Source organism: Halorubrum sp. AD140, assembly GCF_034497445.1.
In the GTDB taxonomy this organism is placed as follows: Archaea; Halobacteriota; Halobacteria; order Halobacteriales; family Haloferacaceae; genus Halorubrum.
Map to the genome: position 1 here is coordinate 1 of NZ_JAXRUU010000079.1, position 11622 is coordinate 11622.

Genomic DNA, 11622 nt, shown 5'->3' on the forward strand with positions numbered 1-11622 from the left:
AATCCGCGCGGGGGTGGCTGAGCCTGGCCAAAAGCGGCGGACTTAAGATCCGCTCCTGTAGAGGTTCGAGGGTTCGAATCCCTTCCCCCGCATTCCTGCTGCGAGCACTTCGCGAGCAGCAGGAATCAGACAACAGGGATTTGAATCAAGGAGGTCGCGCGCAGCGAAGCGAGCACGTCCGACTGTGGTTCGAATCCCTTCCCCCGCATGCTGTCGCGAGCACTTCGCGCGCGGCAGCAGTCGGACCGGAAGAGTTCGAAGCAGGGAGCGGAAGGTGAGCGAGCGGCGCGAGCGAACGAGAGCGACCGTGGTTCGAATCCCTTCCCCCGCATTCCTGCTGCGAGCACGTCGCGAGCGGCAGGAATCAGAGAAACCGGGACTCACGTACCGACGTCGCCTGCCGACCTACCGACTCCGCGTTCAGCGACCGCGTGCGGGAGGGAGAGAACGTCGTCGACACAGCCGACGGTGAGTTGGTCCTCGCCTTCTCTTAGTCTGTCGTGCGACTGGGTGGACTCACTGGTCTCCCGCTTGGAAAGAGTATTTGTACTAGTTAGATAATATACACATTATGCGTGGGTACAGATCCGACGCGGACGAGACCGACCGTGCACTGCAAGTGCTGTCTCACGCCTGCCGGCGTCGAGTGCTGTTCGAACTGTACGAGGAAGTGAATTCTGGGGAGCGAGGGGCTATCGACTACACCGACGTCACCCAGAACGGAACCGAGTGCAGACACCTGATCCTGTATCACACTCATCTGCCAAAGCTCGAAGAGTGCGGATACATCGAGTGGTACAGAGCCGAGAAGACGATACGGACCGGCCCTCGGTGGGAAGAGATCGAACCGCTTCTCGAGCTCCTCAGCTCTCATCTGGACGAACTTCCACCGTTCCTCCGAGGAAAACCGTCCGGCGACGACGGGGACGAATACTGACTCGTTCTCGCTCCGCCGATCCGGTCGAAAGCCACAAGACTGCCACACGCCCATAAGACGCATGAACGAGCCCGGGACCGAGGGTGTACTGTTGGACCAGGAGACGCTCCACGATCGGCTCGACGACGCCCCCGGCTGGCTGCGCGAGCACTACCGGACCTTCCGAGAGTCGATGCTCGGCGAACGCGACGGCGCGCCCTTCCCCTGTTACTTCGGGATCGACGTCGAGCGCGAGGGCGACCTGCTGTACGCCGCCTGCGAGTCGACGACCGATCCCGCCGCGCTCCTCCGGCTTCGTGACGTGCTCGTGGAGTACCTCGACGGCTACGAGGACCACGCCGACCGCGCCCCGTTGGCGGTGTTCTTCCGGCCGCTCGCGGGCGATCCGGGCGAGGCGCACTACCACGAGCGACTGTGGCACGTCCTGGAGTTCCTCCACGTCCACGACCCGGAGCCGTGGCCGGAGGAGATCCCGACCGACCCGGACACGCCGCGCTGGGAGTTCTGTTTCGGCGGCGAGCCGCTGTTTCCGACCTCTCGGGCGCCGTTCTACGACGAGCGCGCGAGCAGATACTCGCCGGTCGGGCTGGAGGTGACCTTCCAGCCGCGGGCCGTCTTCGACGGGCTCACCGCCGACACCGAGGCCGGCGAGCGGGCCCGCGAGGTCATCCGCGACCGGCTGGGCGAGTACGACGGGGTCTGTCCCCACGCCGACCTGGGCGACTGGGGCGTCGAGGGCGACCGCGAGTGGACGCAGTACCTGTTCCGAGAGGACGGCGACGCGAGCCCCGACGCCTGTCCCCTGCGACCGAGCCGCGAGCATCCGAAGGCGCCCGAGGCGCTGCTGGAGCCGGGCGCGTGGCGGCGGTTCACGGAGCGCCCCACGTCGGGCGACGCGCCGTCGACCGCCGCCTCGGGGTTCGGCGATGACTGAGCGACCGCCCGCGGCGGACACCGACGCGAATCGGATGGGGGGTGCCGGGGTCGCGCTTCCCGACGACGCGGTTCTCCTCCTGATCGACTTCCAGGTCGGCTTCGACGAGCCGGTGTGGGGCGAGCGCAACAACCCCGACGCGGAATCGGTCGCGGGCGCGCTGTGCTCGCGGTGGCGCGAGACCGACCGACCCGTCGCACACGTCCGGCACGCGTCGACCGAGCCGGATTCCCCGCTCCGACCCGACGGGCCCGGATTCGGATGGAAGCCCGAGACGGCCCCCGTCGACGGCGAGGCGACCTTCGAGAAGTCCGTCAACGGCGCGTTCCTCGACACCGGGCTCGACGAGTGGCTCCGTGCGTCGGGGCGCGAGACGCTCGTCGTCTGCGGACTCACCACCGACCACTGCGTCTCGACGACGGTCCGAGCGGCCGAGAACCGCGGCTACGAGGTGTACGTCGTCGCCGACGCGACCGCGACCCACGCCCGGGAGGGATGCGACGGGAAACGGATCGACCCGGAGACCTCTCATCGCGTCGCGCTCGCGCACCTCGCCGGCGAGTTCGCCGCCGTCGTCGAGGCCGCCGACCTGCGGTGACGGCGCGACCGAGTCCGGGTCGTCCTCAGTCGTCGCCGGAGTCGGCGGCGTTCCCGGTCCCGACGCCGGTCGCGCGTTCCGCGGCGTTGGCGAACATGCCTCGCCGCGCCGTGTACGCGAAGTACACAGCGAGCCCGAGGAATCCGGCGACGTTCGAGACGGCGACGGCCCAGAACACCGCCTCGACGCCCCACCCGAGCCCGGGCGCGACCGCGACGCCGAACGCGCCGAACGTCGTCGTCGCGGGCACCGCGGCGACGGCGAGCGGAAAGCGGATCACCCAGTACTTGACCAGGTCCGCGACGAAGGAGGTTCGGGTGCGAGCGGCCCCGTTGAACCCGGCCAGCAGGGTGTACGTCCCTCCGAGCGCCCAGTAGGAGACGGCGAGTATCCGAAGGTACCGCACCGCGAGCGACCGCCCTGACGTCGTGAGGTCCGGCGCGAACAGGTCGGCGATTCCGCCGGCGAACAGGAACTGGACGACCCCGAGTCCGAGGAACGCGACGACGACCATCCCCGTGCCCACGGTCGTCGTCCTCCGGGCGCGACGCGGCGCGTCGGCGCCGAGGTTCTGGCCGATCATCGACTGGGCCGCCTGCTGCATCCCAAGCGCGGGGACGATCGCGAGGGTGGCGACGCGCGCGCCGACCGTGTACGCCGCGACCCCGGCGGCGCCGCCGGCGATCGCGACCAGCCCCACGACGAACACGCGAACCAGTTCGCTCACCCCGCGCTGTCCGCCCAGCGGGAGCCCCACTGCGACGACTTCGCGGAGGTCGCCGGCGTCGACGACGAGCGCGTCGCGGGTGAGTCGGAACGTGTCTCGACCGATCCCGGCGGCGTACGCGAGCACGTGAACCAGCCCGACGACGCCCGCAAGGGCCGTGCCGAGGGCCGCGCCCGCGACGCCGAGCCCCGGGACCGGCCCCGCGCCGAAGATCAGCATGGGCGCGGCGACGAGGTTGACGAGGACGCTCACGACGCTCACGTGGAGGACGGCGCGCGTGTCACCGTAGGCGGTGAAGCAGTTCTCGACGGTGTCGCTGACCGCTCCCACCGGAAGGACGGCGACGATAATCGCGAGGTACGTCGCGGTGGTGCCGGCGAGCGCGGGGTCTGCGCCGAGGAGCCGCACCAGCTCCTCTGCATAGACGACGACGGGAACGGCGACGGCGATGGTGACCGCGACGGCGACGAGGACCCCGTTGACCGCGACGCGGCGGGCGTCGGCGTCGTCCTCGCCGCCCGCGCGCTGTGCGACGAGGATCTGCGTCCCGACGGCGGCGACCACGACCGTCGCGCCGAGCAGCGACTGGATCGGGAGGCTGAGCCCGACAGCGGCGACCGCGTCCTCGCTCAGGCGGCCGAGCCAGAACGTGTCGACCAGCGCGTTGGCGACGTACACCAGGTTCTGCGCGACGAGCGGCGCCGCGAGCAGCATGAGCACCCGACCGACGGGCCCTTCGGTGATCGCCTCACGATCGACGTCGAACATCGAATAGTTCCGTATCGGAACAGCATAATAAAACGCTATTGGTGTATGATAGGTTACCAGTGTCCGACGGCCAACCCCCGCGATCCGCACGTTTTTGCATCCAGCCGTCTTCGGGTCGGGCATGCACAGCGGCCGCCGGAAGCCGGACTGGCTGAAGTCGCGTCCCCCGTCCGGGTCCCGGTTCACGGAGATCAAAGAGCGCCTGCGCGAGCGCGACCTCCACACCGTCTGCGAGGAGGCCAACTGTCCGAACTTGGGCGAGTGCTGGTCGGGGGGCGCGAGCGCGCCCCCGAACGACGAGGCGGCGGACGCCGCCGAGTCCGGCGCCGGGACGGCGACGTTCATGCTGCTCGGCGACCGCTGCTCGCGCGGCTGCAACTTCTGTGACGTCGCGACCGGCGGGATGGAGCCGCTCGACCCCGACGAGCCGGAGAACGTCGCCGAGGCGGTGACCGATATCGGGCTCGACTACGTCGTGTTGACGTCCGTCGACCGCGACGACCTCGCGGACGGCGGCTCCGCGCACTTCGCCGAGACGATCCGCGAGATCAAGCGGCGCGACCCGGCGACCCTCGTCGAGACGCTTATCCCCGACTTCCAGGGGGACCCCGACGCGGTCGACCGGATCATCGACGCGGGGCCGGACGTGATCGCCCACAACGTCGAGACGGTCGAGCGCCTCCAGTGGCCGGTGCGGGACCGCCGGGCCGACTACGAGCAGTCGCTCGCGGTGCTCGACCGCGTCGACCGCGAGTCGGACGTCCACACGAAGACGAGCCTCATGCTCGGCGTCGGCGAGTACGCCCACGAGGTGTACCGGACTCTCGGCGACCTCAGGGAGGTCGGCGTCGACGTCGTCACCTTCGGCCAGTACCTCCAGCCCTCGCGCTCACACCTCGACGTGTTCGAGTACGTCCACCCGGACGCATTCGAGACGTGGCGCGCGGTCGCCGAAGAGGAGTTCGACTTCCTCTACTGCGCGTCGGGCCCGATGGTCCGCTCGTCGTACAAGGCCGGCGAGCTGTTCGTCGAGGCGCTGCTCCGCGAGGGCCGCTCCCCGGAGGACGCCCGTCGACACGCGCGAGCCGCGGGCGGAGACTGACCCGGAGGGCCCGACTCAGACGCCCGAAACGGGCGGTCGCTTCCCGCTGACCGATCCCTCACCCAGCGACGCCGACGTCCGGGTTTCCGAGTCGCGGGCGACGGTCTGAGACCGTCGTCGAAGTCGTGTCGGAAAAGCGGTACGAACGGCCGGAAATCGACCCTGTCTCCGGCGACCGTAATATACCTAATATGTGTGTCAGTGACAGTACTTGTGGGGGAGTTGACAGGGATATACTTATCAAAGTGGACTCTATATGGGTGGGTATGTCATACCACAAGAGACGGCGTGACGTGTTGAAGGCTGTCGGCGTCACGGGCGCGATCGGACTCGCCGGGTGTTCGGCGGACACCGGTGACGAGGGAGACGGCGGCGATGGCGACGACGACGGCGGCGATGGCGACGACGACGGCGGCGATGGCGACGACGGCGGCGACGGCGGATCGGGCGGCGGTAGCCCGGACCTGATAACCGTCATCGGATACCCGGAGAGCGGGATACAGCTGTTCCGCGACTACTACAGCGCTTCGGACGGCGAAGAGGACATCCTCATTCCGGACGGGCTTCAGGACCCATCGCTCCCGGGGCAGGTCGGCAACGAAATGAGCAACGTCACCGGGACCGCGCCCGCCGCGGGCGGTCCGAACCAGGAGGCGTTCGAGGAGCTGTATCGGGACGAGTACGACGAGTCGCCGGGCGTGTTCACCTCGCAGTCGTACGACTCCGCGGCCGCGCTGATCCTGGCGAACGTCGCGGGCGGCGAGAACGACGGCACCGCGGTCCGCGACCAGCTCCGTCGCATCGCGAACCCCGACGGCACCGAGTACGGTCCCGGGGAGTTCCTCGACGCGGTTGAGGCGGTCGCGGACGGCGAGAACATCAACTACCAGGGGGCGTCGAGCGCCGTCAACTTCGACGAGAACGGTGACCCGGCGTCGGCGGCGTACTCCATCTGGGAGTTCGCCGGCCAGGACGCCGACTCCGTCGACGTCCAGGAGACGGAGACCTTCGAGGGCTCGGACCCCGACGGCTCGGGCCCCTCCGCGGACGAGTCGCCCGGCGGTCTCGGCCGCGAGGTGAGCCTCGGGATCCTGCTTCCGGAGACCGGCGACCTCGCGTCGACGGGCCAGCCGATGATCCGCGCCGCGGAGCTCCCGGCCCAGCAGATCAACGACTCCGACATCGATCTGGAGGTGAACGCCAGGTTCGAGGACACGAACACCTCGCCCGACCAGGGGGTCAGCGGCGCCGAGTCGCTGGTCAACGCGGGGGTTCCGGCCGTGTGCGGGACCGCCTCGTCCGGCGTGAACGTCCCGGTGTCTGAGGAGGTGTTGATCGACAACGAGGTCGTCGGGTGCTCGCCGTCCAGCACGGCGCTGTCCGTGACGAACCTGGACGACGACGACTACATCTTCCGCACCGCGCCGAGCGACCAGCTCCAGGGCCGGGTCATGGCGCAGGTGGCCTCCGAGCGGCTCGGCGCCGAGACCGCCGCGACGCTGTACGTGAACAACGACTACGGCCAGCAGCTCTCCGAGCGGTTCGCCGAGGTGTTCGAGGAGGAGTTCGACGGCGAGGTGTACGACCAGATAAGCTTCAACATCGGCGAGTCGTCGTACTCCAACGTGATCGATCAGGCTCTTTCGAGCGGGGACTGACCACCGGCGACGAACGCGTCGATCCGGGGTCTACTCAGCGCTCTCGTTGTTTCGCGTGACGCGATCGAGGAGCGAGGCGGCCGGTGACCGGACCTCCGCGAGCGACGCTTTGCCTCCGGGTCGTTCTCCCCCGCAAAAACGGACGGAGTGAGACCGCGGCGCCTACCCGCCGAGGAACTCCCGGCGGACCTCTTCGTCGTTCAACAACGCGGTCCCCTCGTCCTCGAACCGGTTCTGTCCGTTCGCGAGCACGTACCCGCGATCACAGCGTCTGAGCGCCTCCTTCGCGTTCTGCTCGACCATCAGGACGGCCGTTCCCGACTCGTTGATCTCGTCGACCTTGTCGAACATCTCGTCGACGAGGTCGGGAGCGAGCCCGGCGCTGGGCTCGTCGAGCAGGAGGAGTTCCGGGTCGAGCATCAGCGCCCGCCCCATCGCGAGCATCTGTCGTTGGCCGCCGCTCAGCGTCCCCGCTCGCTGGTGTTTCCGCTCCTCGAGGATCGGGAACCGGTCGTACACCGTTCGGAGCGCGTCCTGTGGGACCTCCTCGAGGATGTACGCTCCCATCTCGAGGTTCTCTTCGACGTCCAGCTCCGCGAAGACGTTCTCGCTCTGCGGGACGTACCCTAACCCCTTGTGAATGACGTCCTCGGGCTTCGTCCCGCTGATGTCCTCGCCGTCGAACGTCACCGTCCCACCCATGTGCGTCGTCAGTCCGAACACCGACTTCATCACGGTCGATTTGCCGGCCCCGTTCGGACCGACGATGGTGACGTACTCCTCGTCGTCGACGTCGAGGTCGACGTCGGTGAGGATCTGGAGGTCGCCGTAGCCGGCGTCGAGGTCGCGGACCTCGAGCAGGCTCATACCTCACCCCCGAGGTACGCCTCGATGACCTCCTCGCTCTCTTTGATCTCCGCCGGCGTTCCGTCCTCCAGGATCCGGCCCTGGTGCATGACGATGACCCGCTCGCAGTTGTTCATGATGAGGTCCATGTCGTGTTCCACGATGAGGAAGGTGTACCCCCGCTCGCGCAGCTCGTGGATGTGACCGAGCAGCCGCTTTTCCAGCGTCGGGTTCACACCCGCGAACGGCTCGTCCAGCAACAGCACGTCGGGGTCGGTCAGGAGCGCTCGGGCCATCTCCAGCAGCTTTCGCTGCCCGCCCGAGAGGTTCCCGGCGTACTCGTCGGCGAGGTGGGCGATCTCGAAGAAGTCGATCACCTCCCAGACGCGGTCGAGCTGTTCGGTCTCCTGTTCGCGCACCGCCTCGCGGGTGATCGGCATCACCGACCGCCACAGCGACTCGCCGACCTGTCCCTTCGGCGCGAGCATCATGTTCTCGAGGACCGTCATCTCCTCCAGCTCGCGGGCGATCTGGAACGTCCGCGCGAGCCCCTGGTTCGCGATCTCGTGGGGCTCGAACCCGGTGACGTCCTCGCCGTTGAACCGAACCGTCCCCTCGTCGGGCTCGAGCATCCCGGTGATGAGGTTGAACGTCGTCGACTTCCCCGCGCCGTTCGGACCGATAAGCCCCGTCAGCGATCCTTTCTCGACGTCGAAGCTGACGTCGTCGACGGCGACGATCCCGCCGAACTCCTTACGGAGCCCCTCGACTTCGAGGGGCGCGTACCGGCCGGCGTCGTCGCCGGTCACCGGGTCGTCCTCGACCAGTTCCGTCAGGTCGGGTTCGGACTCTCCGTCGGTCGCCGCTTCCCCGACGGGCGTCGACCCGGCGGCGGAGTCGTCGGCCTCGCTCATCGCTCCTCACCTCCGTCGGCGGCGGCCGGGTTCCCGCTCGCCCCGCCGCTTCCGGGCCGCGCGAGGTCGACGCTCGCAGCCGTCTCCTTGCGGTGGCCGAGCAGCCCCTCCGGCCGGTTGTGCATCAGCCAGATCAGCACCACGCCCATGATCACCAGCCGCAGTTGGCTGACGCTGTCGAGCGTGTACAGCACGAACGGCACGGGATCGAGCGAGGCGAACGGTGCGACCGCCTCGCCGAAGTTCCGCGGCGCGTCGCCCAGCTCGAAGGCGGCCTGCACGAGGTTCTTGAAGTACCGCGGTCCCTCGTACAACAGGCCGGCGAAGATCGCGCCGCCGAGGACGCTCCCGGTGTTCGAGCCCGCTCCCCCGATTATCAGCGCGATCCAGACGTAGAACGTGATGTTCGGGCGGAACGATGGCGGCGTGATGCTCCCGCGTCCGGAGTACCAGAGAATGCCGGCGAGCCCCATCAACGCGGACCCCAGCACGAACGCGATCAGCTTGAACCGGACGGTGTCTTTCCCGAGGGCGTTCGCGACGTCTTCGTCCTCGCGGATCGCCTTCAGCACGCGCCCGAACGGAGAGTTGGCGGTCCGCATGAGGAGCAGGTAGAACAGCCCCACGCCGATGAGGAGGACGGCCCCGTAGAGGAGCCCGTCGAGCACGGGCTTCGGATTGCCCGGGATGATGGTCCCCTCCACGATCCCGACGAAACCGAGGTACGGCTCCCAGAGGAACAGGGCCCGCAACAGCGCCTCGAGGGGGTCCGTGTAGTTCAGGATGAGCCCGCCGCCGCCCCCGAGCCCGACGGTGTCGGCTGTGGGGTCGAGCGTGAGTACCTCGGTTCCGAGGACGGAGAAGCTGATCGTGTCCGGCACGGTGAACTCCTGAAACGTCCGGGACATCATCGTGAACCGGACGATCTCCGAGAACGCCACCGTGACGATCGCGAGGTAGTCCGCGCGGAGCCTGAGCGCGGGCAACGCGATCAGGAACCCGATCAGCGCGGTCACGGAGACGCCGGCGACGACGCCGACGATGAGCGGGAAGCCGAACCCGCCGACCTGTGCCGCGCCCCCCTCCGCGACCGGCGGCTTCGAGACGAGCGCGGTGACGTACACACCGATACCCATGAAGCCGACGATCCCGATGTTGAAGAGCCCGGTGTACCCCCATTGGAGGTTCAGCGCCAGCGCGAGCATGGCGAACACGCCGATGAAGAAGGTGAGGTTCGCGATCGAGTTCAGCTGCCCCCGAAGGCCGTATCCGAACGCGACCCCGGCGAGAATATACGCCACGTAGATCGCGCCGAGAACCACCAGCACGAGGGGGACGTCGCTGTCGCCGAGGTCTTCCAGCCGACGGCGAACGTCGTCGACGTTCATGCCGTGGTCCTCCCGCTGAAGATGCCTTCAGGCTTGAACAGTAGGATCACGATCATCACCAGGAACGCGGCCGCGCGGCCGAACTCGGACGGGATCCAGATCACGGACATCGACGCGGTCAAGCCGATGACGATCCCGCCGCCGATCGCCCCGTAGATCGAGCCGATGCCGCCGAGGATCACGGCAGCGAACACCAGAAGCAGCAGGAGCCAGCCGTCGTTGAAGCCGAGCGTCCCCTTCCAGAGCACGAACATGTATCCCGCGACGCCGGTGAGCCCGGCGCCGACGATCCACGTCGTGCGAATGACCCGCTCGGTCGGGATTCCGGTGATCCGCGCGAGGTCCTCGTTGTCCGACATCGCTCGCATCGCCTTTCCGAGCTTGGTCCGCTGTAACAGCAGGTGGACGCCGAGCATCAGCCCGCCCGCGACGATGATGAGGGTGATGTCGTGAGCGTTGACGCGGAACGTCCCGTCGATCGCCGGGACGCTCACGCGCGGAACGGAGCCCGAAGCGGTGGTCCCGCGCACGCCGGCACCGAAGACGAACTGGATGAGGTACCGGAGCGCGAACGCGACCCCGATGCTCGTGATCAGCAGGGCGATACCGCTCTCGTCGCGGATCGGCTTGTACACGAAGCGGTCGATCACCAGGGCCAACGCGATCGTCAGGAGCCCGGCGACGATCGCGCCGAGCAGGACCGCGAGCGGCGACGTGGTGACGCCGATCCCGAGCGCGCCACCGAACACCGAGCCGCCGGCGCCGACGAGCAACAGCGCGCCGACGCTGTTCTCGCCGATCCCCGCGATGAGGTAGCTGGTCGCCATTCCTGCGAACGCCCCGCTCGTGAGGTAGTCACCGTGCGCGAAGTTGGCGAAGTTGAGAATGCTGTACGTCATCGAGAGTCCGATGCCCGCCAGACCGATTATCAGCCCGCGGAGCAACCCGTCCCACGCGAGGGACGCGAGGCCGCTAATTCGGACCCCGCCGGTCACGAGCCCGGCGGCGAGCGACCACGCCATCCACAGGGCCACGAGCACGACCCCGATGGCGAGCGGTTCCTCGCGCAGGGTTTGGCGGTACCGACCGTACGTTTCAGAGATACTCACGTGATAACACTCCTCATCCTACCGTGTGAATCAACCTATAAGACGTTTTCTACCCGAAAACCGGCCGACGTATGGTACATTTAGCCATATAGGAGTGTCTGAGGAATATAATCACGAGCGCCTTCGATCGAGCGAGGCCGACTACGTGACCGGGGTCGGTCGCCGTCTCTCCGTCAGTAGCCCTGCGCGTTGCCGTCCTTCCGGGGCTCCGTGGCCGCCGAGAGCACGCCGTCGTCGTTGCGTGCGATCTGTGCGCCGCCGAACTGGACGGGCGAGAGCGTCCTGACGTCGTGTTCCTTCCGGACTAGCTTCGCCGTGACGTGGTCGGCGAAGTGCGGCTCCACCGCCAGCTCGCCGCTCTCGCGGTAGCGCCACCGCGCCTCGTCGAGGGCGCGCTGGAGGGGCATCCCGTAGTCGACGAGGTTCGAGATCACCTGGACGTGTCCCTGCGGCTGCATGTAGCCGCCCATCACGCCGAAGGCGGCCCAGTCGTTCTCACCGAGCCGGGCGATACCCGGGATCAGCGTGTGGAAGGGGCGCTTCCCCGGTTCGAGACTGTTCGGATGGTCGGGGTCGAGCGAGAACGACGCGCCGCGGTTCTGGAGCGCGATCCCCGTCTCGCCCGCGACGAGCCCGGAGCC

The 11622-nt window shown here is 68.0% G+C and carries 11 protein-coding genes and 1 tRNA gene; 6 read left to right on the forward strand and 6 right to left on the reverse strand.

Translation table 11 applies throughout. The annotated features are described in order from the left end of the window. The first annotated feature begins 7 nt into the window (after positions 1–7). The 4 genes from U4E84_RS14875 to U4E84_RS14890 all read left to right on the forward strand — a co-directional run bounded on the left by U4E84_RS14875 (position 8) and on the right by U4E84_RS14890 (position 2469). Positions 8–92, forward strand: a tRNA-Leu gene (locus U4E84_RS14875). Positions 93–571: 479 nt separating this feature from the next. After that, positions 572–937: a hypothetical protein gene (locus tag U4E84_RS14880; protein ID WP_322532900.1), complete on the forward strand. Its 366-nt coding sequence runs from the start codon at positions 572–574 to the stop codon at positions 935–937. Positions 938–998: 61 nt separating this feature from the next. Continuing rightward, the gene (locus U4E84_RS14885; protein WP_322532901.1) at positions 999–1871 is read left to right on the forward strand and encodes a YqcI/YcgG family protein; all 873 of its coding nucleotides are present in this window, start codon (positions 999–1001) and stop codon (positions 1869–1871) included. A gap of 34 nt (positions 1872–1905) precedes the next feature. Further along, positions 1906–2469 carry a cysteine hydrolase family protein gene (locus tag U4E84_RS14890; RefSeq protein WP_322532910.1) on the forward strand — a complete coding sequence of 188 codons (564 nt, stop codon included), beginning with the start codon at positions 1906–1908 and terminating at the stop codon, positions 2467–2469. A 25-nt stretch (positions 2470–2494) separates the two neighbouring features. Here U4E84_RS14890 and U4E84_RS14895 read toward each other — a convergent pair whose 3' ends face one another. Further along, positions 2495–3964: an MATE family efflux transporter gene (locus U4E84_RS14895; RefSeq protein WP_322532902.1), complete on the reverse strand. Its 1470-nt coding sequence runs from the start codon at positions 3962–3964 to the stop codon at positions 2495–2497. A gap of 121 nt (positions 3965–4085) precedes the next feature. On the opposite strand from U4E84_RS14895, the gene lipA reads away from it, so the two are divergent. Both lipA and U4E84_RS14905 read left to right on the forward strand, forming a co-directional pair. Beyond that, the gene (gene lipA, locus U4E84_RS14900) at positions 4086–5066 is read left to right on the forward strand and encodes a lipoyl synthase (protein WP_322532903.1); all 981 of its coding nucleotides are present in this window, start codon (positions 4086–4088) and stop codon (positions 5064–5066) included. A 266-nt stretch (positions 5067–5332) separates the two neighbouring features. Then, complete coding sequence (locus U4E84_RS14905; protein WP_322532904.1) at positions 5333–6724, forward strand: ABC transporter substrate-binding protein; 1392 nt, start codon at positions 5333–5335, stop codon at positions 6722–6724. Positions 6725–6886: 162 nt separating this feature from the next. Here U4E84_RS14905 and U4E84_RS14910 read toward each other — a convergent pair whose 3' ends face one another. The 5 genes from U4E84_RS14910 to U4E84_RS14930 form a co-directional block, all read right to left on the reverse strand. Next, on the reverse strand, positions 6887–7591 hold the full coding sequence (locus U4E84_RS14910) for an ABC transporter ATP-binding protein (protein ID WP_322532905.1): 705 nt from the start codon (positions 7589–7591) through the stop codon (positions 6887–6889). Further along, positions 7588–8484 (reverse strand): ABC transporter ATP-binding protein, encoded by an 897-nt coding sequence (locus U4E84_RS14915; RefSeq protein WP_322532906.1) that lies wholly within the window; start codon positions 8482–8484, stop codon positions 7588–7590. The genes U4E84_RS14910 and U4E84_RS14915 overlap by 4 nt, the downstream gene beginning before the upstream one ends. Further along, complete coding sequence (locus U4E84_RS14920) at positions 8481–9872, reverse strand: branched-chain amino acid ABC transporter permease (RefSeq protein ID WP_322532907.1); 1392 nt, start codon at positions 9870–9872, stop codon at positions 8481–8483. Before U4E84_RS14920 ends, U4E84_RS14915 begins: the two co-directional genes overlap by 4 nt. Next, entirely contained in the window at positions 9869–10981 is a 1113-nt protein-coding gene (locus U4E84_RS14925) for a branched-chain amino acid ABC transporter permease (RefSeq protein ID WP_322532908.1), read from the reverse strand. Before U4E84_RS14925 ends, U4E84_RS14920 begins: the two co-directional genes overlap by 4 nt. Positions 10982–11154: 173 nt before the next feature. Next, on the reverse strand, positions 11155–11622 hold a 468-nt coding region (locus tag U4E84_RS14930), incomplete at its 5' end, for a gamma-glutamyltransferase (RefSeq protein WP_322532909.1).